Origin of the sequence: Halomarina pelagica (genome assembly GCF_024228315.1) — an archaeon.
Taxonomy (GTDB): domain Archaea; phylum Halobacteriota; class Halobacteria; order Halobacteriales; family Haloarculaceae; genus Halomarina; species Halomarina pelagica.
Genome location: NZ_CP100455.1, coordinates 549,828 through 574,548, shown reverse-complemented (window position 1 = coordinate 574,548; position 24,721 = coordinate 549,828). Strand labels below are relative to the sequence as shown.

Below are 24,721 nucleotides of genomic sequence, written 5' to 3'. Positions count from 1 at the left end.
CCCCTACAACCGGGAGCGGAGGTCCGCAGTGACGTCCTCCGTTCCGGCGTCGCCGCCGAGGTCGGGCGTCCGCGGCGCGCCGGGGTCGTCGAGTTGCGCCGACACCGCGTCCCACAGCGCGTCGGCCGCGTCCCCCTCCCCGAGGTCGTCGAGCAGCATCGAGCAGGAGAGCACGGCCGCGATCGGGTTGGCGATTCCCCGCCCGACGATGTCGGGCGCGCTTCCGTGAACGGGTTCGAACATCGAGGGGTAGTCGCCGTCGGGATCGACGTTCGCGGAGGGGGCGAGCCCCATGCTGCCCGTGATCTGCGCGCCGATGTCGGTGAGGATGTCGCCGAAGAGGTTCGAGGCGACCAGCACGTCGAACTCCTCGGGTCGGCGGACGAGGTCCATGCACGCGGCGTCGACGAGGAGCCGCTCGACGGCGACCGCGGGGTACTCGGTCGCCACGTCGTCGACGACCTCGTCCCAGAACACCATGCTGTGGGCCTGCGCGTTCGACTTCGTGACGCTGGTCAGCGTCCCCTCGCGCTCGCTCGCGGCCTCGAAGGCCGCGCGGACGACGGTCTCGGTCGCCTCGCGGGTGAAGACCGCGCTCTGGACGGCGACGTCGTGGGGGAAGCCTCTGTGCTCCCGTCCGCCGACGTCCGCGTACTCGCCCTCGGTGTTCTCGCGGTAGACGACGAAGTCGATGTCGCCCGCCCCGTACCCCCGGAGCGGCGACTCGATGCCCGGAAAGAGCACGGACGGCCGGACGCAGACGCCCTGGTCGAACCCCTTCCGGATCGGGAGGAGCAGGCCGTGGAGCGTGACGTGGTCCGGGACCTCGGGGTGGCCGACCGCGCCGAGCAGGATCGCGTCGAACGATTCGAGCCTGTCGAGTGCGTCCTCGGGCATCATCGCGCCCGTCTCGACGTAGCGCTCGCTCCCCCAGTCGAACCGAGTGGTCTCGATCGAGAACCCGTACTCGTCGGCGGCGTCGGCGACGATCGAGAGCGACGCGTCGACGACTTCGGGCCCGATTCCGTCCCCGGGGATGACAGCGATACGATGTGTCATAGCACGTCTGGGCGGCCCTCCGTAAAAAGCGTGTAGGATGACGCGCGGTTAGGTAGAGTGGGCGCGCGGTTCGATAGAGGGTCGAGGGCCGCCGCGACGCCGTCAGTCGAGGCGGAACGCAGCGAGGGTCTCCTCGTCGACCTCGATGCCCAGGCCGGGCGCGTCCGGGATCGGCACCGAGTTGCCGTCGTTGGTGATCGGATCGACGGCGAGCCCCTCGCGGATGGGGTTCGGCGTCCGGTCGAACTCCAGCATCGGGTCGCCGCGGATCGTCGCGAGCACCTGGAGGCTGGCGGCGAGCGCGACGGCGCTGCCGAAGACGTGCGGGAGACACTGGACGTCCGCGGCCTCGGCCATCGTGGCGACGCGGCGCGTCGAGGTGACGCCGCCCGCGCTGGTCACGTCGGGCTGGACGTAGTCGACCGCGCCGGCGTCGAGCACGCGGTCGAACTCGTCCCGGAACGCCCAGCACTCCCCGCCGGCGAGCGGGACCGCGAGCTGATCGTTGAGGCGCGCGTAGCGCTCGATCCCCGCCGGCGGGATCGGCTCCTCGAAGAAGTGGACGTCGAGATCCGCGAGCGCGCGGCCAACTCGACGGGCGTCTGCGACGTCGTAGGCGTGGTTCGCGTCCGTCATCAGGCGAACGTCGTCGCCGACGGCCTCGCGGATGGCGCGGACGAGCGCGACGTCCTCCTCGGGCCCCCACGGGAAGTGGCGCGCCAGCCCGATCTTGTTCTTCAGCGCGTCGAAGCCGGCCTCGACGTGCCCCGTCGCCTCGGCCACGACGGCGTCGCGGAGGTCGTCGAACGAGTCCACGTCGCCCCAGAAGTGCCCCGTCGCGTACGCCCGGACGCGCTCGCGCTCGCGCCCGCCGAGCAGCCGCGAGATCGGCTCGCCGAGCGCCTTCCCGTAGAGGTCCCAGAGCGCGATGTCGACGCCGCTCACCACGCTCGCCGGGACGTACGAGTGGTACGAGGAGCGGAGCCGGACGATCAGTTCGTCGTGGATCGCCTCCACGTCGCGCGGATCGCGACCGGTCAGCCACGGCCCGACGGTGCGCTCTACGATCTCGCGGTTGCCGGCTACCGGCCCCCAGCACTCGCCCCAGCCGACCGACCCGTCGTCCGCGGTGATCCGGACGAGGCAGTACTCGCGGCTGTCGATCCACTTCTGCGCGTTCGCGAACCGCTCGTCGAGGTCCCGGCGGAGCGGGATCGCCTCGACCTGCTCGACGTACATACGCCACTCGTTATCGGGGGCCGTGTTAACGGTTGCCCTCTGCGTCGGACGGTTCCCCCGAGCCGTCGGGGAGGACCTCGGCGAGCACCTCGCGGGTGTGCTCGCCGAGCGCGGGCGGGGCGCGCGCCCCGCCCGTCTCGCTCGCGGAGAACGTGACGGGGAATTCGACGAACGGGAGGTCGACGCCGCCGATCTCGAGGTCGGAGAGCGTGCCGCTCGACCGCAGGTGGGGGTCCTCGAACACCTCGACCGTGTCCTTGACGGGCGCGGCGGGGACGCCGTGCTCGCCGAAGGTCTCGAACCACTCCTCTGCGGTCCGCTCCGCCAAGGCGGGCGCGAGTTCCGCGGCGAGTTCCTCGCGGTGCTCGACGCGGTCGGCGTTCGTCTCGAAGCGTGGATCGGCCGCGAGGTCGGGGCGGTCGACGGCCGCACAGCAGGCGCGCCACGTCCCCTCGCTGCCGACGGCGAGGGCGATCGATCCCTCGGCGGCGGGGAAGACGCGGTAGGGGGCGAGCGAGGGGTGGGCCGTCCCCATCCGGGGGTAGGGTTCGCCGGTCGCGAAGGTGCGGCCCGCGCGCTCGGTCAGCCACGAGACGAGCCCCTCGAACATGGGGACCTCGACGTGCTGGCCGCCCCGCTCGTCGCGGGCGTAGAGCGCCGTGACGACGGCGACGACGGCGTACATCCCGGCGCAGATGTCGCCGATCGGGATGCCGGGGCGCGCGGGCGGGCCGTCCGCGTCGCCGGTGACGCTCATGCTCCCGCCGAGCGCCTGGACGACCATGTCGAACGCCGGGCGGTCGCGGTAGGGCCCCGGCAGGAAGCCGGAGATCGAGCAGTAGACGAGTTCGGGGTTCGCCGCGCGGAGCGTCTCGGAGCCGAGTCCCCACTCCTCCATCGTCCCGGGCCGGAAGTTCTCCACGAGCACGTCGGCCGACGCCGCGAGCGCGGCGAGCGCCGCCGCTCCCTCGTCGCTCCCCAGATCGAGTTCGACCGAGCGCTTCCCCCGGTTGAGCGCGGCGAAGTAGCCCGTCACGTCGGAGTCGCCGACCGTCGGCTCGATGGCGCGGGTGATGTCGCCCGTCCCCGGGCGTTCGACCTTGATCACGTCCGCGCCGAGGTCGGCGAGCAACTGGGACGCGAAGGGACCCGAGAGCATCTGCGTACAGTCCACGACGCGGACTCCGGCGAGGGGTTCGTGCGAGTGTTCGGTCATCGAGTGGGGGATCTGCCGTGCCGCGGGGCAAAACTCTTTCTACCGTGCTTGAGTATCACGGCCATGGTCGATTACAGCGCGTACGAGAGCATCACGGTCGACGTGAGAGAGGGGGTGGCGACGATCGAGTTCCACCGCCCGGAGGTGTACAACGCCCTGAGCACCGAGGTCATGCTCGACCTCTCCCGGGCGTTCGACGAACTCCAGCTCGACCGGTCGGTCGACGCCGTCGTCGTCACCGGCGAGGGCGAGGACGCCTTCTCCGCGGGGGCGGACATCGCTCAGTACGCCGGCCCCAGCGAGGAACACGACCCGAGACAGCGGGACCGCCAGAACCTCTTCTACGACATCTACCGGAAGCCGTACGACCTCCACGCGCCCGTGATCGCGAAGATCAACGGCTACTGCGTCGGGGGCGGCCTCATCCTGGCGATGTACTGCGACCTCCGGATCGCCGTCGAGGGCGCGAAGTTCGGCGTCCCGACGGCCAACATCGGCCAGATCCCCACGGGCGGGTCGACCTACCGGGCCGTGGAACTCGTCGGCGAGGCGAAGGCCAAGGAGTTGGTGTTCACCGCCGGCATGGTGGACGCAGCGGAGGCCCACCGGATCGGTCTCGTCAACCGGGTCGTCCCGCGCGAGCGGCTGGACGCCGCGGTCGACGACGTGATCGGCGCGATCCAGGATACCGGTCGGCTGGCGGTGAAGAACTCGAAGCGGGCGATCAACGAGAGCGTTGGCTCGCCCGACCTGGAGACGGCGCGCGCCGTCGAGGAGGAGATCTGGTGGGAGCAGTTCGCCACCGGGGAGCGCGAACGGCTGGTCGACGAGTTCAACGAGGGATAGCATGTCGGGACCGCTCTCCGATCTGACCGTCGTCGAGATGACCGTCCACCGCGCCGGCCCGTTCTGCGGCGCGCTCCTCGCCGACCTCGGCGCGGACGTGATCAAGGTCGAACGCCCGGACGTCGGCGACCCGGCGCGGGTGCAGGGCCCCGGTCCCGAGGGGAAGTCGGGGTACTTCATGGCGAACAACCGCAACAAGCGCTCGGTCGAACTCGACCTCAAGTCCGAGGCGGGGACCGAGGCGGCGCTCGCGCTCCTCGCGGACGCAGACGTGTTCGTCGAGAACTTCGGGTACGGCGTGGCGGAGAAACTGGGCGTCGGCTACGAGGCCGTCCGCGAGGTGAACGAGGAGATCGTCTACGCGAGCATCAAGGGCTACGGCGAGACGGGGCCCCACCGCGAGAAGAAGGGGTTGGACCTGATCCTGCAGGCCGAGGGCGGGATCATGAGCGTCACCGGCCCGGCGGGGGGCGATCCGGTGAAGGTCGGGCAGGCCATCGGCGACCTCACGGCCGGGATGTTCGCCACCATCGCCGTCCTCGCGCGCCTCCACGAGCGCGGGCGCGTCGACGGCTCCGACGACTTCGTCGGCAAGTTCGACGTCGGCCTCTACGACGCCATCGTCTCGATCATGAACGAGTACCTCACCTTCCACTCGATGACCGGCGAGGTGCCGGGACCCCAGGGGACGACCCACCAGTCGATCGTCCCCTACCAGTTGTTCGAGACGGCGGACGACTACGTCGTGACGGGCGTCCCCTCCGACGAGCGCTGGGACGACTTCGTCGACCTGCTCGGCCGCGAGGAGTTACGCGAGTACCCGACGAACGCCGACCGCGTCGCCCACGAGGAGCGCGTCGTCGGCGTCATCGCCGAGGAGTTCGCGAGCGAGCCGACCGCCTACTGGCTGGAGCGGCTCACCGAGTACGGGTTCCCGAACGGCCCGCTCAACGACGTGGCGGACGTGGTCGAGAGCGAGCAGTCCGCGGCCCGCGGCCTCGTCCGCCGCCACGAGGACCCCGACGGGGGCGAGGTGATCCTGCCGGGCCACCCGGTCCACTTCCCCGACTACGAGACGGCGATCCGCAGACCGACCCCCCGCCTCGGCGAGCACACCGACGAGGTGTTCGCCGCCGTGGCCGACGACCAGACCACGCTCGACCAGTGGCGCGAGGGCGGCGCGTTCGGCCCGCAGGGATCGAACCCTGCGAACCGCTGACAGTCGACAGCCTATTGATCCCGTACTCCGAGTGGGGGGGTATGGAGATCGTCGAGTGGGACGACCCACACAGAGCGGAGACGGCGTACGAGGGGATCGAGCGGCGGGTGCTGGCACACGACGGGGCGCAGATGCTCGTCCACTACACCGTAGAGGAGGGCGCGGAGTTCCCCGAACACGAACACGAGGAGGCCCACCAGGCGGTCTTCGTGATCGACGGCGCGATCGAACTGTTCGGCGACCGGGAGGCGCTCCTGGAGACGGGCGACAGCTTCGTCGTCGGACCCGGGGTGCGACACGGTATCCGCGGCGTCGCGCCCGAGACGCGACAGGTCTGCGCGTTCACGCCCCCGGTGAACGCCTACGCGGAGCGACGGCCGTGACGGGGGACGATCGCGGGCCGGTGTCGGGCGCGCACCTGACCGTCGACGTCCCGGAGACGGCGTTCGGCGACGGGATCGTCGAGCGGTTGCCGTCGATCCTCGACCGGTTCGGCGTCGACCGGCCGCTCGTCGTGAGCGACGACGGGGTCGCGGCGGCCGGCGTCCTCGAGACCGCCCTCGCCGCGGTCGATCGGCCCGTCGTCCACTACCGCGCGGCGACGGAACCCTCGACGGCGGACTTCGACGACCTGCCGTCGGCCGACGTGGACGGCGTCGTCGCCGTCGGCGGGGGGTCGTGCCTCGACGCCGGGAAGGTCGCCGCGCTCCTGCTCTCCCACGGGGGGACCGCGGACGAGTACCTGGGCGTGGACGCCGTCCCGGGACCCACCGCCCCGCTCGTCGCCGTGCCGACCACGAGCGGCACCGGTTCGCAGGCGACGCAGACGGCCGTCGTCGCCCACGACGGCGTCAAGCGGGGGATCAGCGACGAGCACCTCCGACCGGACGTCGGCGTCGTCGACCCCGCGTTGACGTTCGACCTCCCCCGGGGGGTGACCGCACGCTCGGGGCTGGACGCGTTCGTCCACGCGCTGGAGTCGCTGACGGCGAGGGACTACCGGTGGGTGCCCCAGCGCCCCATCACGTACCAGGGGGCGAACCCGTTCGCCCGGCCGCTCGCGCGGCGGGCGCTGGGGCTCGTCCACGGCCACCTCGAACGCGCGACGTACGCCGGGGACGACCGCGACGCGCGCCGGGCGATGGCGCTCGGGTCGCACCTCGCCGGCGTCGCCTTCTCGAATTCCGGTCTCGGGGCGGTGCACGCGCTCGCGAGCACCGTCGGCGGCATGACCGGCCGACCGCACGGGGAGTGTCTGGCCGTCTCGCTCCGCCCGGGGCTCGAGTACAACCTCCCCGTCCGCGAAGCCGAGTACGCGGCGGTCGCCCGGCACCTGGGCGTTGCGCGCGCCGACGCGACGGACCCGGAGGCGGCCCGCGCGCTGCTCGAGGAGTGCGACCGGCTCCGCGGGGCGCTCGGGCTTCCGGGATCGTTCGAGGCCGTCGGACTCGACGCCGACGACGCGGACGCGATGGTCGAGAACACGCTCGTGCAGCGACGCCGCCTCCCGACGAACCCGCGGACGGTCGCGGCTGACGTCCGCGACGTCCTCGACGGTCGCCTCGACTGACCGCCTCGGATCCCCCTCGTCGCTCGAGGGGTCCACCGCCAGTCGACGGTTCCGCCACCGGTCGCCGGTTCCACCGCCGGTCGACGGCCCGTCGGTCGCGGAGCGCGGAGCCCCGGGTGGCCCAGGAGCGACCGCGATCCGGCGTTCGCGGGGCCGTCGGAGGGCAAGACCTTTACTAGTTCGCCGCGACCGAACGTCATGGCAGAGTCGTCTCGAATCCTCGACGGGATCACCGTCGTGGACCTCTCGACGTTCGTCACCGGTGGCTTCGCCACCGCGATGCTGGCCAACCAGGGCGCGGAAGTGATCAAGGTCGAACGCCCCGGCGCGGGCGACGACAGCCGGCACTCGGGTCCGCCGTTCGTCCCGGCCGAGGACTACGACGGCCCGGGGACGGTCGCCGACGCGAACGGCGAGTCGCCCTACTTCTGGACGGTCAACTACGGGAAGCAGTCGGTCGAGTTCGACCTGAAGACCGCGGAGGGGCTCGCGGCGCTCTACGACCTGATCGAGGTGGCCGACGTCTTCGTCGAGAACTTCCGACCGGGGACGGCCGAACGCCTCGGGGTCGGGTACGACGACGTCCGCGAGGTGAACGAGGACGTCGTCTACTGCTCCATCTCCGCGTTCGGCGAGACGGGGCCGTGGAGCGACCGCCCCGGGTACGACCTCCTCGTCCAGGGGACCAGCGGCATCATGAGCGTCACCGGCACCGAGGGCGGCGACCCCGTGAAGGTGGGGCTCCCGCAGACGGACCTCGTCACCGCGATGTGGGCGGCGTTCGGCGTCGTGGGCGCGCTGTTCCGTCGCGAACTCACCGGGGAGGGCGACCGCGTCGAACTCGGGATGCACGACGCCGCCCTCCCCTGGTTGACCAAGCAGGCCGCGAAGGCGTTCGTCGGCGAGGAGACCCGACGCATGGGGACGAAAGACCCCGTGCTCGCGCCCTACCAGGCGTACCCCACGGCGGACGGCTACCTCAACGTGGGCTGTGCGAACCAGAAGCTCTGGCGCGGCCTCTGCGAGGGCGTCGGCCGGCCGGAACTCGCGGACGACCCGCGATTCGCGACGAACGCGGACCGCGTCGAACACATGGAGGAGCTTGAAGCGGAGCTGTCGGCGGTGTTCCGTCGGCGGACGACCGACGAGTGGGTCGAGCGACTCGCCGACGAGGCGGGGTTGCCCGTCGGCCCGGTGTACGACGTCGACGAGGCGCTCACCAACGAGCAGACCGAGGCCCGCGGCGTCGTCACGACGATGGACCACCCCGCGGTCGGGGAGATCGACGTGCTCGAACACCCGCTGAACTTCGAGCGCGCCGAATCGGGCTTCGAGGGGGCACCGCCGCTCCTCGGCGAGGACACGGAGGCCGTCCTCCGTCGCCTCGGCTACGGCGTGGACGACATCGAGACGCTGCGCGAGAGCGGGGCCATCCCGGATCGGTGAGCGACGGACGGACGCGAACCGAACACCCTAGCGGCGCAGGAGGGCGATGCCGAGGCCCGCGGCCAGGAGCACGATCCCCGCGAGGACGACGAACAGCGCGCCGGTGCCCGCCCAGGTGAGCACCGCACCCGCGAGGGCCGCGCCGCCCGCGCCGACGCCGAACATCCCCAGGTAGGTGTAGCCGTAGGAGAGCCCGCGCACGTCCGCGTGGACGTGGTCGGCCACCGTCGCCTGGTAGACGGGCGCGACGACGTAGATGAGAAAGCCCAGGAGGACGCAGACCGCGAGGAGGGGCAGGACGCCGGCGGCCGCCGCCGGGAGGAAGAGGAGCGAACTGACCGCGAGCGCGGCGAACGTGATCACCAGGACGCGGACGGTGTCGAAGGAGTCGGTGAGCCGTCCGCCGACGTACTGGCCGGCGACGCCCACCAGCAGGAGCCCCGCGTAGACGTACTGTCCGGGCTGGACGGTCGTCCCGAACACCGTGGCGGGCGAGAACGTCCGCAGGCCGCCGAGGATGTCCGGAAGGAACGTCAGGACGCCCCGGTAGTAGAGGCCGTAGCACATGATGACCGCGAAGACGAGGAGGAACGAGCCCGTGAACAGGGCGCGCGACTCCCGCCGGAGGTCGCCGAGCGAGGTGATCTCCCGCTCCGCGGCCGCGCCGCCGTCGGCGCGAGCGCCGTCCTCGATCGCGGCGGTCTCGTCGAAGTCGAGGCGGAGCGCCATCGCCGCGCCGAGGAGCGCCGGCAGGACGAACAACCCCGTGACGACGCGCCAGTCGAGGACGGCGAGACCGACGGCGGCGAGCAGCGGTCCCACGACGGTGCCGACGTTGCCCGCGGCCCCGTGGTAGGCGAACGCCGCGCCCCGCTCCGTCGTCCCCCGACTCAGCAACGCGAGGCCCGCCGGATGGTAGACGCTCGCCGCCGCGCCCCAGAGCGCGAGCGCGAGCGCGACGACGTAGACGTTGGGCGCGACCGAGAGCGCGGCGAACCCTGCGGCCATCCCGAGCAACGCGCCGACGATGAGCCGCCGAGACTCGAAGCGATCCGAGAACACGCCGCTCGGGAGGGCACCGACGCCGACGAGCGCGTAACCGGCACCGACCACCAGCCCCATGGTCGCCGGAGTCACGGAAAAGGCGTCGAGCCACGCGACGACGAACACCGGGATCGACAGCTCGTAGGTGTGAAACAGCGCGTGGGCGAGCATCGTGAAGCCGGTTATCGCGCGATCGTTCGAGTTCACGGGGACGCCTCCGTTCGTGCCATGGTCACCCATAACAGTCGGCCGCCGTAAGTGTTGGTACACCGGCGACGGGCGGGCCGGCCGCGCGGGTCGACGGGATCGCTCCGACGCGAACGTCGGGCGGCGTCCGTCCTCCTCAAATTAAAGTAGAAGTAATTACTCGGAATTTTGGACGAAGTCGGGGGTGCGCCGTGGCCGGCGATCGGTGAAACGCGACGACGAACCTCTCGGCGAGACGACCGACGCTGCGGGAGCGCGTTTCCGAGGCGGAGGGCGGCGTGGCCGCCCTCTTCCGGTCACGGACTGCGCGTTGCCCCACCGGCGTGTGCGACTCGAACCCAGCTTTTACGCTCGTGGAGGCAGTATCGAGCGAGTATGCCCACGTTCGAAGTGACGGTTCCGGACCAGATCGACAGCCAACTCGACCGCCTCGTGGACCAGGGCGACTTCCTGAACCGGGAGCAGGCGATCGAGGAACTCCTGACGATGGGGGTGTCCGCGTACGACGTCCCGGAGGACTCCACGCAGGAGGTGGGGGAGGAGCTGTTCACCAGGGCGGTCGACGACCAGCAGGACCCGGCGCAGCTGGACGACCAGCGCGACGACGGATACACCTTCTGACGATCGCGACGATCGCCGGGGTCGAGGCAGAAAAGATCGAGATAATACTTTTGACTTGAACCTGGCCGAACGTCGCGAGTTCACGCCGCGCAGTTGTTCGGGCCGAGTTCGAGTTCGGTCGCCTCGCCCTCGTCGTCGACGGTCTCCCGCCCGGTGTTGATCGCGACGACCGTTTCGTAGTTCGGCGGCTTCTCGGGCGCGTTCTCCGTCAGCCGCTCGACGAACGCCTCGCGGTCGAGCCCCAGGAGGTCGAGGTCCGCGCGCAGGTCGCCGAGGCGGGCGACGATCGGTTCGCCGGGGGAGCCGTTCTCGTAGCGGCCGTCGCTCGTGACCGTGACGTGGCCGGGCAGGATACGGGTCTCGTCCGGCAGTTCGAGGACAGTCTCGTGGAGCGACCCGTACAGCAGTTCGGCCCCGCGGGAGGCGTCGTCCTCGCCGAACTGGAGTTCCGTTCGTCCCACCGAGTCGACGAACAGCGTGTCGCCCGTCAGGAGCACCTCGCCGTCGACGAGGTAGTTCACCATCTCCGTCGTGTGGCCGGGCGCGTGGAGCACCTCGATCTCGACGCCGCCGACTTCGACGATCTCGCCGTCCGACAGCGGCCCGTACTCGTACTGGACGTCCCGCTCGCGCGCGCGTTCGCCCAGCCGGTAGGGAACGCCGACCGCCGCCGCGAGCGCCGGACCGCCCGAGACGTGATCGGCGTGGACGTGGGTGTCGAGGACGCCGGCGATCGACAGCGCCGCGTCCTGCGCGGCGACCTTGAACCGATCGGTCTGCCGGGTCGCGTCGACCACGACCGCTTCCCCCGTCCGCCTCGAGCCGACGACGTAGCCGAGACAGCCCTTCGCCCGACGCTGGACCTGCCGGACGACGAGGTCGTCGTTCGCGGTCTCGACGGGGACGACCTCGTAGAGCTTGCTCCACGCCTCCATGCCGCCGGTGACGACCGACACGTCGTCGTAGCCGCGCTCGTCGAGTTCGAACCCGAACGGCGTCGAGGTCAACCCCTTGCCGCAGATGACGACGATCGGCCCGTCGTCGACGCGCGCGTCGACCTCGTTCAGTCGCTCCTCGCTCGCCCCCTCGCGCGGGTCGTACGGGACGTTCTCCGCGCCCCGGACGTGCCACGCCTCGAAGCTGTCCGCGGGGCGGGTATCGATCAGCGTGAACCGCTCGTCGGCGTCGACCTTCTCCGCGAGTTCGGCCGCAGTGACGTTCTTCACCATCGTCGTTCACTCCGCGTACGTCCGGGGGCCGTATCTACGGCCGGCTTGCCGTGTCCGTTCGCGCCTCGCGTCCGTCGCCGGTCGCCCGCGGTTCGCGTCGGTTCGCCTCTCGATCATCGTGTCGAGGAGTAGAGCGTCCCGCCTCTCATATGTTGTGGGTGATATTCGAAAGACGGCACAAGACTACCGACGCGCGCCGAGACGGGGGAAACCGGCGGTCGGACAGGAACGAAGGGACGGTGCGGGTTTCGAACGCGAACGCAATACCCGGTCCCGCTTCGGAAACGACGGGACGCCGCGGGTCGCGTTTCGCGGACTACGTCCGGGGACTCTCGGTCGAGGGCGAGGGTCGGGAGGTACCGGGAACCGATTCGGACCTGCTACCGCCGTCGGACTCGTCACGAGGGCGGTAGTAATCGAAAGTAACTACACGAAATACGGGACGTCACGAACCGCATCGTCGACCGGCGCTCACCCGGGGCGTCTCGCGGATTGACGGTCGAACGTATTAGTCACCCGACGTATGCCGGAGGTGATCGCCGAAGGGTACGGAGAGTGGCGTGCGTGGCGTGTTCGGCGGCGACGGCCCCCCCGACACCGAGTGAACGCGCGGACACGGTGACGAGCGAGTGTCTCGAGTGCGTACCCTCCTCACTCCCGACGGAGTCGACGTGGTGCGGTGTGTCGCACGACCCTCCGACGGAAAACGGGACCGAGGCCGCCGGCCGGTTCCGGCCGACGATAACGGACGGCGGACGGCGGACGGCGGACGGCGCTCCGTTCGAGCGGTGTCGCGGCCGGTCCGTCCGGACCACGCTCGTCGGGACGCGCCATCGTCGATCGCGACCTATTCGAGCGAATAGTTTTGACGTTATTTACCGTTCGGTCGCGGTGATCTCAGAGTCCGAGCGCGTCGAGGAGGTCGACGCCGACGCCGAGCCACTCGACGAGCAGATAGCCCGCGTAGATGCCGAGGATGCCGACGACGCCCGACAGAGTCGGCGGCGCGGGGATCGGGACCTGCAGGAACTTGAACAGCGCGCCGGTGGCGAGTCCGGCGACGAAGGCGAGCGCGACGACGGCCGCGTTCATAGCGAGCGCGCGGACCGCCCGCCGTACGTCTCCAGGAGGCGGACCACGGTCTCTTCGTACGCGTCCCCGTCGACCCCGAGGGCCACCTGACAGTTCGGGTCCTCGCCGTAGACGCCGTGTTCGTCGTAGACGGTCGCGCCGTTCGAGGGCCCGCCGCTCGTGTCGATCTCGACGTACGCGTCCTCGAACTCGAGCGCCCCCGCGATGACGTCCGTGAGCACGACGGCGTCGCTCGCGAGCCCGCCGTCGTGGCCGAACTTCGAGCGGACCTCCTCGACGCTGAACTCGAGGATCTTCGCCATCGTCGCGAGGGGTTCGGGTTCCTCCGCCAGCCGACGGATCTCGTCGGTCGAGACGTAGACGTGCTCCGTGACGTCGAGGCCGACCACCTTGGGAGCCGCCTCCTGGACGACGCGGCTGGCGGCTGCGGCGTCGACGTAGAAGTTGAACGAGGCCTGGGGCGTCACGTTCCCCGTCGTCTTCAGCGCCCCGCCCATCGCGTAGATGTCGCCGACGAGGTCGGGCAACGCGGGTTCGAGCGCGAGCGCGAGCGCGAGGTTCGTCTGGGGGCCGACGGCGGCGATCGTGAGTTCTTCGCCGTACTCGTGCGCCTGCTCGACGATGAACGCCGCCGCGTGCGCGTCGACGACGGTTACGTCGCTTTCGGGGACCGCCGCGCGAACTCGTTCGGGCAAGCCGCCGGGACCGTGCACGTGCTCCGCGGTCGTTAGCTCCTGGGCGAGCGGGCGGGCGGCACCCGCCGCGACCGGGACGTCCGTCCGATCGACGAACTCCAGTAGCGAGAGCGTGTTCCGCGTCGTGTTCTCGAGCGTCGTGTTCCCCATCACGGTCGTCACGCCGACGACGTCGACGTCGTCGGCCGCCAGCGCGAGGAAGAGCGCGATCGCGTCGTCGCAGCCGGGATCCACGTCGAGCAGGAGCTTCGTACCCATGAGTAGTACGCGGAGAACTATCGGCCCGTCTAATAAAACTTTCTCACACTACCGCGACGAGCCGCGCGGACCCTGGCGCTGTGTCTCGAGTGCCTCGAGGAGTTCGTCGATGGAGAGGACGGGTTCCACCCCGAGTTCGAGCCCGTAGCGGGCGACGATCGGGGGGTGAACGTTGGATCGGGCCAGCGTCGCCTCGTCGGTGAGCACGGTCCGGGGATCACCGTCCGCGAGCAGGCGGCCCTCCGAGAGCAACACGACGCGGTCGGCGTGGTCGGCGACGAACTCCATGTCGTGGGTGATGACGACGACCAGCTTCCCCCGCTCGACGAGGGCGTCGACGGCCCGCCCGAGACAGTCCCGGCCGGGCGCGTCCTGACCGCTGGTCGGCTCGTCGAGGACGACCACCGGCGTGTCCATCGCGACGACGGAGGCGACCGCGACCCGCTTGCGCCACGCCTCGCTGAGGTCGTACGGGTTTCGCTCCCTGTCCCCTTCGAGATCGAACTGGGAGACGGCCCGGTCGACTCGGGTCTGGATCTCCTCGTCGTCGTAGTCGAGGTTTCGCGGGCCGTACCTGATCTCGTCGTCGATCGAACTGTGGAACAACTGGTCGTCGGGGTTCTGGAAGCTCAGTCCCACGTGGTGTGCCAGTTCCGCCACCGTCCTGTCGCGAGTGCTGGACCCGTCGACGTACACCTCCCCTTCGGTCGGTTCGAGGAGCCCGTTCAGGTGTTTCACCAGCGTCGACTTCCCGGCCCCGTTCTGACCGATCAGACAGACGCACCCCTCGTCGAGCGAGAACGAGACGTCGCTGAGGGCCTCGACGCCGCTCGGGTAGCTGTAGTGGAGTCCGTCGAGGACGATCTGCGCACTCTCGTCCACGTCGTCCACGCTCCGTCGGTTCCCGTCCGTACCGGCGTCGACGCTCGATCCCTCCCGCGAGATGGAGCGACCGATCGCCCGCTGAAGTTCGGCGAGACAGCCCTCCTCCGTTACCGGGATCGACTCGTCCGCGGGGACGTACCCCGCCTCGCGGAGGCGACGACCGACGGCGATCGTCTTCGGGACGACGACCGGGAGGTCGTCGTCCGCGGCGCGGAGGAGGACCTCCTCGGGGTGACCGTCGAGTCGGATCCTCCCCTCTGTCATCACGAGGAGGCGATCGAGGAGCGGCGTGAGCCGTTCGAGGTCCTGACTGACCATCACCACGGTGTACCCCTCCTCGTTCATCCGGCCGACGACGTCGAACACCTCGTCGGTCCCTTCCGGGTCGAGCTGCGCCGTCGGCTGCTGGAGGACGAGGATCTCGGGCTGCATCGCGAGCACGGACGCGATGGCCACGCGCTGGCACTGCCCCCCCGAGAGCTGTTGCGGGTCGCGGTCGACGAGGGTCTCGACGCCCATCGCGGCGAGGCTCTCCCTGGCGCGTTCCCGCATCTCGTCCCGGCTGAAACCCCTGCTCTCCAGCCCGAACGCGACCTCCTCCAGCACGGTCGAGGTCGCGCCCGTGAGCTGGTCGTACGGGTTCTCGAAGACGAACCCGATCCGCTTCGAGAGGTCGCCCAGCGACTCGTCGCTCGTCGGCGTTCCGTCCACGGTGACCGACCCGCTCAGCTCCCCGGTGTAGAAGTGGGGGATCTGCCCCGCGATCAACCGACAGAGCGTCGCCTTGCCGGCACCGCTCGGACCGGTGATACCGACGAAGCTCCCGGCGTCGATCTCGCAGCTGACGTCCCGCACCGCGTACTCGTCGTCGGGTTGCGTGGCGTACTGGAACGTCACGTCGTCCACGTCGATCAGCGTCATGGGAGGAGCCTCCACGCGAGCGCGCCGAACACGGCGACGACCGCGGCGTACCGGAGGAGTCGCTCGCCGCCGGTGTCGGGGACGTCGTAGAGGAACGTCCGCTCGCCGGACGCGTCGAACCCGCGCGCGTCGAGGGCGAGCGCCCGCGTGTTCGCGGCGATGAGGGTGCCGATGAGGAGCGGTGCCATCAGCGCGACGATCGACCCCGTTCGAGTCCTGATGTCCGCGTGGATGTCGAGACCGCGCGCCTGCTGCGCGTCGGCGATGGACTTCGCCCGGGTGCGCATCTCGGGGATGATCTGGAGCGAGGCGATGAACACGTACGCGAGCTTGTTCGGGACACCCTTCTCCATCAGCGCGACGCGCATCCGCTGTGGCTGGCTCGTGGTGGCGAACAGCAGGAACGACAGGATGAGCACGAGGATGCGCAGGAAGATCAGCCGCGCGGTCTCGAACCCCGCCTCCCAGACCGTCACCGGCCCGATCGTCACGAGCGGCTCCGCCTGCGGTCCCGGGTTGAGGACCCCGTGGATGAGCAGGAGGAAGAACGCGAACGGGATCGCGAGCGCCGCGACCAGCCGGAGGACTAGCCGGTGGACCCGGGCGACGAACACGAGCGCGAGCAGAACGATCGACAGGCCCAGCGGGAGCCGGTAGTCGGGGACGACGAACACGACGACCGAGAGACACGCCGCGAGGACGAACGTCGTCACCGGGTTGAGTCGGTGGAGGACGCTCTCGCCGGGCTGGTAGATGGATCGCTCAGCCATCGATCGCCTCGCCCGAAAGCGGAACGCGGTGGGATGCGGTTCTCGGGATCATATACCGTGATGCCGGGGACTACGAATAAATATCTTGCCCCTGGGGCGGCAGGTAGCGCGTGGGGACGGATCGCCCGATGAAGTAGGCGACGAACGCCGACCCGCCCTTGTCAACGAACTCCACCATCAACTGCGCGGAGGCGGCGCTCTCGACCAGGCTGCGGCCGGTCGCGACGAGCGTCGCGGTGACGAGGCTGGTGCCGGAACTCGTGACGCCGCCGAAGACGAGCACGACGATGGGCGTCGCGATGAGCGTCGCGACGACGGTCAACACGAGCGCCGGCACGACGACCTTCTTCGGGCTGTCGAACCACCCGCGCCGCGCGAGGACCCCCGTGACGAACCCGATCGCCACCGGAACCGGGAGGAACGCCAGTTGCACCGGGTTGCCGAGCATCGCCTGGATGACGTTCGCGAACCCCCCGGTCAGCATCGCGGCCCACGGGCCCGCGAGGATCCCGATGAGCATCGTCCCGATGTTGTCCAGGAACAGCGGTAGCTTGAGCGTGCTCGCGATGAACCCGCCGATGGCGTTGATGCCGATCCCGATCGGGATGAGGACCCACGTCGTGATCGTGAAGTCCTCGCCGACGCTCTCCCGGAACCGCTCGACGAAACCGACGTCTCTCTTGGCCGTCGTCTTGGCTTCAGTGCTTGACATAGTATGTCACCCACAATGCGACGGAGCACCGAGATAAGCGTTTCGCTTGGGCTACCGCGTCGTGACGGTGACGTATCCGTCGAAGTTGAGGATGACCGACTGGACGGTGTCGCCGAAGATCGCCTTCCCGGTCGGCGACCGGCGATGAGTGAGGAGGTAGATGTAGTCGCAGGCGTGGTTCTCCGCGACGCCCATGATCTCCGCCGACGGTCTGTTCGTCTCTACGTGGTCGCCGATCGCGAGGTACTCGACGCCGAGCGGAGCCAGCACGTCACTCCCGAGCGAGTCGGCGAACCGGCGCGCGAGGTCCCCGACGGGCGAGGAGGGCTCCCGTTCGTCCGCGAGGTCCGTCGTCTCGCGTATCGCGTCGAGCCACTCGTCTTCCTCCCCTTCGACGACCGGAGCGAGGACGACGACCCCGGCGTCCGTTTCCGCCGCGACGCGGCCGGCCTCTTCCACGAGCGCGACGCCCGACTCCGACGGCTCAGCGACGACGAGTATTCGGTCCATGGCGTGGGGGACGGTTCGATCCTTTTTAAGGGTTACTCACGCCCCGGCTAGGGAGCGGCGCTCTTCAGGCTGGAGACGATCACGTCCCGGCACCGATCGACGTCGACGTTCAGCGCGGCGTGGCAGTTCGGGTCCTCGCCGTAGACGCCGTGTTCGTCGTAGACGGTCGCGCCGTTCGAGGGCCCGCCGCTCGTGTCGATCTCGACGTACGCGTCCTCGAAGGTCAGCACGTCCGCGTCGAGCATCCCCGCGAGGACGACCGAGTCGCTGACGATGGCGCCGCCCTCCGCTACGACCCCGTCCGGTCCCTGCGCCTTGTAGTCGAGGACGTCGAAGATCATCCGCCCGTACTCGGTGCCGTCCGCGAAGGTGTCGTGCAGTTCCGGCGGGAGGTACCCCGGTTCGGTCACGTCGAGACCGACGACGTGCGGGGACGCCTCCTGGACGACGCGGCTGGCGGCCGCGGCGTCGACGTAGAAGTTGAACGAGGCCTGGGGCGTCACGTTCCCCGTCGTCTTCAGCGCCCCGCCCATCTGGTGGACGCCCCCGATGAGATCGGGGAGTTCCGGTTCGAGCGCGAGTGCGAGCGCGACGTTCGTCTGGGGGCCGACGGCGGCGATCGTGAGTTCTTCGCCGTACTCGTGCGCCTGCTCGACGATGAACGTCGCCGCGTGCGCGTCGACGGGTCGCGTCGTCGGTTCGGGGAGCACGTCTCGCACCGGCTCCGGCACGCCGCCGGGGCCGTGGACGTACTCGGCCATCACGAGGTCGTCCGCAAGCGGCCGCGCGGCACCCCTGGCGACGGGGACGTCGCTCCGCCCGACGAACTCGAGCAGCGCGAGCGCGTTCCGCGTGGTGTTGTCGATCGTCGTGTTGCCCATCACCGTCGTCAGGCCGGTGACCTCGACCGAGTCGTTCCCGAGCGCCATGAGGACCGCCAGGGCGTCGTCGAGTCCGGGGTCCACGTCGAGGAGCAGCTTCCGCGTCATCGGCTCACACCTCCTCCACCGGTCCCCCGCGTCTCCTCGGGCGGGGCGTCCCACTCCTCGCCGTTATCTCGCGGGTCGTATCCGATGACCTCCCGGGCGTGGTCGATGTCGAACCACCGTCGGTCGTTGTCGCTGACCCCGTAGAAGACGTCGAACTCGACGGAGTCGTCCCGGAGACAGCACTCGACCATGTGCGCCAGGTCGCGCCGCGACTGCCACATCGCCTTCATCCGCGCGACCATCTCCTCGTACTCGTCGCTCCCGCGCTCCCAGTCCCCGCGGTCGACGCCGCGCTCGGCGTCGCCGTAGGGGTGGTCGTACTCCTCGTGGCGGACGCTGCAGATGCGCAGCGCGTAGAACCGCTCGGGGTACTCGAAGTTCTCGACGTAGAATCGCCCGTGATCCTCGTCGAAGCACTTCGAGGAGCCGTAGTACGAGTCCGGCCGGTGGGGGGCCGTGTGATCGACGGTCAGGTCGAAGTCCGGTTCGTAGATCGCCGGGGCGTCGTCGACCTCGTACATCCCGACGACGTGGTTCGTCGAGCCGAAGACGAACGTCTCGACGGCCGCGTCGCGGGCCGCCCGGAGGACGTTCTCCATGCCGACGAGGTTGTTGTCGAGGACCTGCTCCCACGTGCCGTCGGTCTCGGGGTACCCGGCGAGGTGGATCACGGCGTCCGTGCCCTCGAAGGCCGGACGGATCGCCTCGTAGTCGGACACGTCGGCGACGAACGTGTCGTACTCCGGTCGGTCGCTTCGGTTGAGATACGTGAAGTCGTACTCCTCGCGCGGCGCGAGGTGGTCGATGATGGCGGTGCCGACGCGACCGAACGCGCCAGTCAACAGGACGTCCATACGAGTCGAATTTCCGAGAGCGGTATTAAAGATTCGGTGGGAAGTCGGGACGTTCGGGGTCGCCAGGGTCGCTCGCTCGCCCCGATCCGCTCCCCTGACCACCGCCGGCGTCGGACCCGGCGGATTGATGTAGTTCGCTCGCGCAGTCGGTAGCGATGCACTCGGAACCGACGCTCACCTACTACGGGCTCTCGTCGTTCGAGATCGAATTCGACGGGACCCGACTACTGGTCGACCCGTGGATCGAGGAGCCGGACTGGTCGTCGCTCACGGTCGAGGACTTCGAGGACGTGGACTACGTCTTCGTGACCCACGGGGCGTACGACCACGTCGGCGACACGCGCGCCATCGCGTCCCGGTCAGGCGCGACCGTGATCACCGAACCGGCCCTCGCGGATCACCTCCGCGACGAAGGGGTGCCGCCGGAGCGGGTTCGGAGCGTGATCTGGGGCAACACCTTCGAGGAGGCCGGGATCGAGATCAGGGTCCTCGAGACGCGGCACCTCTCGTACTTCGAGTCCGGCGGCGACCGGCTGTCGGGGATGCCCCTCGGCTTCTACTTCGGCTTCCCCGAGCGGAGCCTCTACTACGCCGGCGACACGTCGCTGTTCGGCGACCTCCGGCTGTTCGCCGAGCGATACGAACCGGACACGGTGCTGCTGCCCGTCGGCGGCGCGCCGGGCGATCTCGCCCCGCTCCCGCCGGACGACGCCGCCGTCGCCGCGTCGTGGCTGGACGTGGAGACGATCGTCCCCGTCCACTACGTCCCCGGCAGCGGCGAGGTGGAGGCCTTCGAGGCCGAACTCGACGGGCGAGTGGACCGGTCCCGACGGCCCGAGATCCGCCCGCTCGACGTCGGCGAGCGGTACGTCCTGTAACCGCGAGCGGGGGACGGCGCTCAGATGCGGAACTGATCGAGCCTGTCGTCGTGGAGTTCCACGCCGTGGCCCGGCCGGTCGGGGAGTCGAATCACGCCGTCCTCGGGTTCGATGGGGTGCTTCAGGACGTCGTCGAACGCCTTCACGTCGGAGTCGCGGTAGAAGAACTCGATGAAGAGGCCGTTCTCGACGGCCGCGAGCAGCTGGATGTGGAGGTCCCAGTTGTAGTGCGGCGCGATGGGGACGTCGTAGGAGTTCGCCGTGTTCGCCACGCGCATCCACTCCGTGACGCCGCCGACGACGGTCACGTCGGGCTGGACGATCTCGACGGCACCCTCGCGGAGGAGGTGGGCGAAGCCGTACCGCGAGAACTCCAGTTCGCCGGCCGCGACGGCGTAGTCGAGCGACTCGTTGACCTCGCGCATGAGGTCGACGCTGTCGGGCATCACCGGCTCCTCGATGAAGTAGGGGTCGTACGCCGCGAACCGGCGGCAGGCGCGGACCGCCTCTTGTTTGTTCTTCCACTTGCCGTTCGCGTCGAGCAGGAGCGTCCGCTCGGGACCGATCGCCTCCCGGGCGACGCGGACCCGCTCGACCTCCTCCTCGAGGGACTTCCGGCCGACCTTCATCTTCACGACGTCGTGACCCCGGTCGACGTACGTCCGCATCTCCTCGCGGAGGCCCTCCAGGCCCTTGCCCTCCCGGTAGTACCCGCCGCTTGCGTACGCCGGTAGTTCGTCGGTGTACGCCCCGAGGTACTTGTAGAGGGGCTGGCCCGCGGCCTTCGCCTTGATGTCCCAGAGCGCGATGTCGATGCACGAGATGGCGCGCACCATCACGCCCTTCCGGCCGATCTGGACGGTGCCGTCGAACATCTCGCGCCACAGGCGCTCGGTGTCGCGTGGGTCCTCCCCGACGAGCATCGGTTCGAGCACCGACTCGACCGCCTGCGCGATGACGTCCGCGCCGCCGTACCCGAGGGTGTACCCCAGTCCCTCCGTCCCGTCGTCGGTGCGGACGTACACGATCGCGTGGTCGCGCTCCTCGACGACCCGCGTCGCGAACGCCACCGGCTCCTTCAGCGGGATGGAGACCGCAAAGCTTTCCACTTCGGTGATTTCCATGAGTGCGTTTGACACCATTCGGCAGGAGGGTAAAGAGTGTTTCGTCAACGGGCCGCTCGGCGGGGTCGAGCCGCCGGCGCGTCACCGAACGACGTCCGCCGAGACCTCGCCGACCCCCTCGACCCGCGCGGTCACCCGGTCTCCGGGGGTGATCGGGTACGCGCCGGGCGTCCCGGTCGAGATGACGTCGCCCGGCGAGAGCGTCATCACCCGCGAGTGGAACGAGACGAGGTCGCGCGGCGGCGTCATCATGTTCCGGACCTCGTTCTCCGCGACGACCTCGTCGTCGACGATCGTCTGCACCGTCACGTCGTCGAGCGACTCGACCTCGTCGGTCGTCGCGATCCACGGCCCGATGACGATGAAGGAGTCGAAGCTCTTCGAGCGGGTCAGAAAGCGCGGGTTCCGCTCGAGGATGTCCTCCGCCGTCATGTCGATCACCGGGACGTACCCCGCGACGACGTCCTCGGCCTCCTCCCGGCCGACGTCGGAGCAGGTGCGACCGATGACCACGCCGAGTTCCGCCTCGGCGGTCACCCGATCGGAGAGTTCCCGGGGAGGGAGGGTGATCGGTCCCTCCGGTCCCGTCGCCGCCGTCGCGGGCTTCATGAAGCTGGCCGGCTCCTCGGGCCAGTCCTCCCGGAGGTCCGCCGCGTGATCGGCGTAGTTCAGGCCGATGCCCCAGAGCTTCCCGGGGGTCTCGAGGGGCGTCGCGAACGAGAACGACGACGCCGGCCGCGCCTTCGCCGGCGCGCCTTTCCACTCGGGGAGCGTCCCCGCCGCCGCCCGGGGGAGGGCGTCGCTCACGCTGGAGAGCGACGGCTCCGCGGCGGCCAGCGGAACGAACCGATCGCCGTCGCCGAGCAGTGCGGTCCCGTCGGTCGTCCGTGCGAGGTGCGGCATTGCTAGAGGTTGGAACTGCCCGCACCGCCGTCGACGGGGATCGCGACGCCGTTGACGTAGCTGGATCGCTCGGAGCTGAGGAAGGCGACGAGGTCGCCGAGTTCCATCGGGTCGCCGATCCGTCCCATCGGGTTTCCGGACCCGCGGGCCTCCAGTCCCTCCTCGTAGGAGCCGTACTCGCCCCGGTCGACCGACTGCTCGACCAGTTCGCGGATCCGCGCGGTCTCGTGCGGCCCCGGCAGGACGGCGTTCGCGCGCACGTCGGGCGCGAGTTCCGTAGAGAGGGTCTTCTCCAGTCCGACGACGCTCATCCTGACCGAGTTGGACAACACTAGCGAGTCGATCGCCTCCTTCACGCTGCGCGAGGTGATGGTGACGACGGTACCGCCGCCGTCGGCCCGGAGGTAGTCCGCCGATTCGTGGACGAGTCGCACGACGCTCATCACGAGGAGGTCGAACGCGTCGTACCAGTCGTCCTCGTCAGTCTCGAGGAACGGCCCGCTCGGCGGTCCCCCGGCGCTCGTCACCAGGTGGTCGATCCCCCCGAACTCGTCGACCGTCCGCTCGACGAGCGCGCTGACGTCCTCCTCCCTGGTGAGGTCGCCGGGGTGGCCGACGACCTCGCCGGTCGCGACCGCCTCGACGTCGCCGACGGCCTCGGCGAGTCGGTCCTCGTCGCGACCGTTCACGACGACGTTCGCACCCTCGCGGGCGAGCGCCTTCGCCGAGGCTTTCCCGAGGCCGCTGCTCGATGCCGTGACCAGAGCGGTATTTCCCGTTATCTCTAGATCCATGACTGACGTGATCAAGTTACGAGCGGTGGTATAAAGCTCTTCTTCCGTTCGGACGGCGTCTCACGGTCGACCGACGCCGTCGGCCGTCCCCGTTCGCGGTCGTCGGCTCTGTTTAGCATCGGAAAACCGCTCACCCTCAGATCCTCTGGCACTTTCCGCCCATTTCGGTGATATCCACGGTATTATCACTATCGCTCGTCGTTGTGAGGGCAGCGCGTGCCGTCGGGCGTTTGGAGTTACTAAACAAGCTTTTTGTACCCGGACGGGCATCGCGTACCCATGAACGAAGCGAAAAACCCGGTGAAGTCGGTGGGGACGACGATTCGGATCGTCCACGCGCTACGCGAGTTAGACGGGGCCGGGGTGACCGAGGTGGCGGACCACCTCGGGCTGACGAAGGGGACGGTGCACAACCACCTCGCGACGCTCGAGGAGCACGAGTGCGTCGTCCGCGACGGGGACGTCTACCGCCTCGGGTTACTCTTCTTCGAGGTCGGGGAGTACGTGCGGAGTCGGAAGAAGATCTACGAGATCGGCGTGCCGGAGATCGACCGCCTGGCCGCAGAGACCGGCGAGATCGCCAACATCCTCGTCGAGGAGCACGGCCACGGCGTCTACCTCCACCGCGCGAAGGGGTCGCAGGCGCTGACGCTCGACACGGGCATCGGCTCGCGGGTGAACTTACACAGCACCGCGCTCGGGAAGGCGATCCTGGCGTTCCTCCCCGAGGAGCGCGTCGAGTCGATCGTCGACGTGCAGGGACTCCCGGCGTCCACGGCGCACACGATCACCGACCGCGACGACCTCCGCGAGGAACTCGCGACGATCCGGGAGCGGGGCTACGCCTACGACATGGAGGAGCGCGCGGAGGGGATCCGGTGCGTCGCCGCCCCCGTGACCACGAACGGCGGCGTGGCGTACGGCGCGGTCAGCATCGCGGGCCCCACGAGCAGGATGAAGGGCGAACGACTCGAATCGGACGTCCCCGAACTCGTCGAACGCGCGGCCAACGTCATCAGCATCAACCTGAAGTACTCCTGATCCCCGTTTGGCGACGCTAAACGCAATTCTCCCGATGCGGTACGTCGGCTCCCCCGTCCCGACGCGCCCGTCGATACCGACGCGTCCGGGCCGAGGGGAGACTCGCCTCCAACGAGAACGACGACGGTACTGGTAATCGGAATAGCGCGATCGCCGACTCGACAGATCGCGCTCGAACGCCACGAATTCGGCGATCTGCGACGTTCGACGCGCGGCCCGCGGAGCGATCGTGCGGATGGCAATAACAACGATACACGCGTTATTTCGAGGTGGGTCGATGACACGACGGCTCACGCGACGGGGCGGTCGGTCACGCGCTCGTTCGCGCGGCGGGGAGCGAGGAGCGCGTGCACATCCGTCACGGACGACCGGGCGGCGCCCGTCGTGCGAGGGGGCCCGGTTTCGAGAGACTGGACGCGCTTCCGGGGAGTTTGCGTCGTGAGACCGACGGGGCGTTTCGCCGGGAGTTCTGGACGCAGGGACGTTTAGGCATGCTTAACAGTGATGCGGCGGGAGCGCGTCCGGTCCCCGGTGCTGGACGATCGGACGGACGTACATCGACTATACCGCCTCGGCGATAACAGAGCTACGTTCGTTAT

General features: G+C 69.5%; 25 protein-coding genes. 8 read left to right on the top strand and 17 right to left on the bottom strand.

Annotation, left to right across the window (positions count from 1 at the left end):
• Positions 1–3: 3 nt before the first annotated feature.
• The 3 genes from NKI68_RS21195 to NKI68_RS21185 form a co-directional block, all read right to left on the bottom strand.
• Positions 4–1,059 (bottom strand): tartrate dehydrogenase, encoded by a 1,056-nt coding sequence (locus NKI68_RS21195; protein WP_254546742.1) that lies wholly within the window; start codon positions 1,057–1,059, stop codon positions 4–6.
• Between the two features lie 102 nt (positions 1,060–1,161).
• Entirely contained in the window at positions 1,162–2,298 is a 1,137-nt protein-coding gene (locus NKI68_RS21190; RefSeq protein WP_254546741.1) for a mandelate racemase/muconate lactonizing enzyme family protein, read from the bottom strand.
• A gap of 25 nt (positions 2,299–2,323) precedes the next feature.
• Entirely contained in the window at positions 2,324–3,514 is a 1,191-nt protein-coding gene (locus NKI68_RS21185; RefSeq protein ID WP_254546740.1) for a CaiB/BaiF CoA transferase family protein, read from the bottom strand.
• A gap of 63 nt (positions 3,515–3,577) precedes the next feature.
• Between NKI68_RS21185 and NKI68_RS21180 the strand changes: the two genes are divergently transcribed.
• The 5 genes from NKI68_RS21180 to NKI68_RS21160 all read left to right on the top strand — a co-directional run bounded on the left by NKI68_RS21180 (position 3,578) and on the right by NKI68_RS21160 (position 8,595).
• Positions 3,578–4,360: an enoyl-CoA hydratase/isomerase family protein gene (locus NKI68_RS21180; protein ID WP_254546739.1), complete on the top strand. Its 783-nt coding sequence runs from the start codon at positions 3,578–3,580 to the stop codon at positions 4,358–4,360.
• A gap of 1 nt (position 4,361) precedes the next feature.
• Positions 4,362–5,579 carry a CaiB/BaiF CoA transferase family protein gene (locus NKI68_RS21175; protein ID WP_254546738.1) on the top strand — a complete coding sequence of 406 codons (1,218 nt, stop codon included), beginning with the start codon at positions 4,362–4,364 and terminating at the stop codon, positions 5,577–5,579.
• A 41-nt stretch (positions 5,580–5,620) separates the two neighbouring features.
• Entirely contained in the window at positions 5,621–5,962 is a 342-nt protein-coding gene (locus NKI68_RS21170) for a cupin domain-containing protein (RefSeq protein WP_254546737.1), read from the top strand.
• Positions 5,959–7,149, top strand: coding sequence for an iron-containing alcohol dehydrogenase (locus tag NKI68_RS21165; RefSeq protein ID WP_254546736.1), 1,191 nt, complete (start codon positions 5,959–5,961; stop codon positions 7,147–7,149). Before NKI68_RS21170 ends, NKI68_RS21165 begins: the two co-directional genes overlap by 4 nt.
• A 198-nt stretch (positions 7,150–7,347) precedes the next feature.
• The gene (locus tag NKI68_RS21160) at positions 7,348–8,595 is read left to right on the top strand and encodes a CaiB/BaiF CoA transferase family protein (RefSeq protein ID WP_254546735.1); all 1,248 of its coding nucleotides are present in this window, start codon (positions 7,348–7,350) and stop codon (positions 8,593–8,595) included.
• Positions 8,596–8,622: 27 nt separating this feature from the next.
• On the opposite strand, the gene NKI68_RS21155 is transcribed toward NKI68_RS21160, so the two are convergent.
• Entirely contained in the window at positions 8,623–9,846 is a 1,224-nt protein-coding gene (locus NKI68_RS21155) for an MFS transporter (protein ID WP_254546734.1), read from the bottom strand.
• A 375-nt stretch (positions 9,847–10,221) separates the two neighbouring features.
• Between NKI68_RS21155 and NKI68_RS21150 the strand changes: the two genes are divergently transcribed.
• Positions 10,222–10,467 (top strand): ribbon-helix-helix domain-containing protein, encoded by a 246-nt coding sequence (locus NKI68_RS21150; protein ID WP_254546733.1) that lies wholly within the window; start codon positions 10,222–10,224, stop codon positions 10,465–10,467.
• A gap of 80 nt (positions 10,468–10,547) precedes the next feature.
• On the opposite strand, the gene NKI68_RS21145 is transcribed toward NKI68_RS21150, so the two are convergent.
• The 9 genes from NKI68_RS21145 to NKI68_RS21105 all read right to left on the bottom strand — a co-directional run bounded on the left by NKI68_RS21145 (position 10,548) and on the right by NKI68_RS21105 (position 19,382).
• Positions 10,548–11,696 carry an MBL fold metallo-hydrolase gene (locus NKI68_RS21145; RefSeq protein WP_254546732.1) on the bottom strand — a complete coding sequence of 383 codons (1,149 nt, stop codon included), beginning with the start codon at positions 11,694–11,696 and terminating at the stop codon, positions 10,548–10,550.
• 897 nt (positions 11,697–12,593) lie between these two features.
• On the bottom strand, positions 12,594–12,788 hold the full coding sequence (locus NKI68_RS21140; protein WP_254546731.1) for a XapX domain-containing protein: 195 nt from the start codon (positions 12,786–12,788) through the stop codon (positions 12,594–12,596).
• The gene (locus NKI68_RS21135) at positions 12,785–13,741 is read right to left on the bottom strand and encodes a nucleoside hydrolase (protein WP_254546730.1); all 957 of its coding nucleotides are present in this window, start codon (positions 13,739–13,741) and stop codon (positions 12,785–12,787) included. Before NKI68_RS21135 ends, NKI68_RS21140 begins: the two co-directional genes overlap by 4 nt.
• 48 nt (positions 13,742–13,789) lie before the next feature.
• Positions 13,790–15,547, bottom strand: a complete 1,758-nt coding sequence (locus NKI68_RS21130; protein ID WP_254546729.1) for an ABC transporter ATP-binding protein — start codon at positions 15,545–15,547, stop codon at positions 13,790–13,792.
• Entirely contained in the window at positions 15,544–16,317 is a 774-nt protein-coding gene (locus tag NKI68_RS21125; RefSeq protein WP_254546728.1) for an energy-coupling factor transporter transmembrane component T family protein, read from the bottom strand. Before NKI68_RS21125 ends, NKI68_RS21130 begins: the two co-directional genes overlap by 4 nt.
• Before the next feature lie 70 nt (positions 16,318–16,387).
• Positions 16,388–17,029 carry an ECF transporter S component gene (locus NKI68_RS21120; protein ID WP_254546727.1) on the bottom strand — a complete coding sequence of 214 codons (642 nt, stop codon included), beginning with the start codon at positions 17,027–17,029 and terminating at the stop codon, positions 16,388–16,390.
• A 51-nt stretch (positions 17,030–17,080) separates the two neighbouring features.
• Complete coding sequence (locus NKI68_RS21115) at positions 17,081–17,539, bottom strand: universal stress protein (RefSeq protein ID WP_254546726.1); 459 nt, start codon at positions 17,537–17,539, stop codon at positions 17,081–17,083.
• Positions 17,540–17,586: 47 nt separating this feature from the next.
• Complete coding sequence (locus NKI68_RS21110) at positions 17,587–18,528, bottom strand: nucleoside hydrolase (RefSeq protein ID WP_254546725.1); 942 nt, start codon at positions 18,526–18,528, stop codon at positions 17,587–17,589.
• On the bottom strand, positions 18,525–19,382 hold the full coding sequence (locus NKI68_RS21105) for an NAD-dependent epimerase/dehydratase family protein (protein ID WP_254546724.1): 858 nt from the start codon (positions 19,380–19,382) through the stop codon (positions 18,525–18,527). The genes NKI68_RS21110 and NKI68_RS21105 overlap by 4 nt, the downstream gene beginning before the upstream one ends.
• 155 nt (positions 19,383–19,537) lie before the next feature.
• On the opposite strand from NKI68_RS21105, the gene NKI68_RS21100 reads away from it, so the two are divergent.
• Entirely contained in the window at positions 19,538–20,260 is a 723-nt protein-coding gene (locus NKI68_RS21100) for a metal-dependent hydrolase (protein ID WP_254546723.1), read from the top strand.
• Between the two features lie 20 nt (positions 20,261–20,280).
• Here the strand turns inward: NKI68_RS21100 and NKI68_RS21095 are convergent, their stop codons facing one another.
• From NKI68_RS21095 to NKI68_RS21080, 4 genes are all read right to left on the bottom strand, one after another.
• On the bottom strand, positions 20,281–21,384 hold the full coding sequence (locus tag NKI68_RS21095) for a mandelate racemase/muconate lactonizing enzyme family protein (protein WP_254546722.1): 1,104 nt from the start codon (positions 21,382–21,384) through the stop codon (positions 20,281–20,283).
• A gap of 81 nt (positions 21,385–21,465) precedes the next feature.
• Positions 21,466–22,287, bottom strand: a complete 822-nt coding sequence (locus tag NKI68_RS21090) for a fumarylacetoacetate hydrolase family protein (RefSeq protein ID WP_254546721.1) — start codon at positions 22,285–22,287, stop codon at positions 21,466–21,468.
• 2 nt (positions 22,288–22,289) lie between these two features.
• The gene (locus NKI68_RS21085) at positions 22,290–23,081 is read right to left on the bottom strand and encodes an SDR family oxidoreductase (RefSeq protein ID WP_254546720.1); all 792 of its coding nucleotides are present in this window, start codon (positions 23,079–23,081) and stop codon (positions 22,290–22,292) included.
• 11 nt (positions 23,082–23,092) lie between these two features.
• Entirely contained in the window at positions 23,093–23,233 is a 141-nt protein-coding gene (locus NKI68_RS21080) for a hypothetical protein (protein WP_254546719.1), read from the bottom strand.
• Between the two features lie 127 nt (positions 23,234–23,360).
• On the opposite strand from NKI68_RS21080, the gene NKI68_RS21075 reads away from it, so the two are divergent.
• Positions 23,361–24,122: an IclR family transcriptional regulator gene (locus NKI68_RS21075; protein WP_254546718.1), complete on the top strand. Its 762-nt coding sequence runs from the start codon at positions 23,361–23,363 to the stop codon at positions 24,120–24,122.
• The last annotated feature ends 599 nt before the right edge of the window (positions 24,123–24,721 follow it).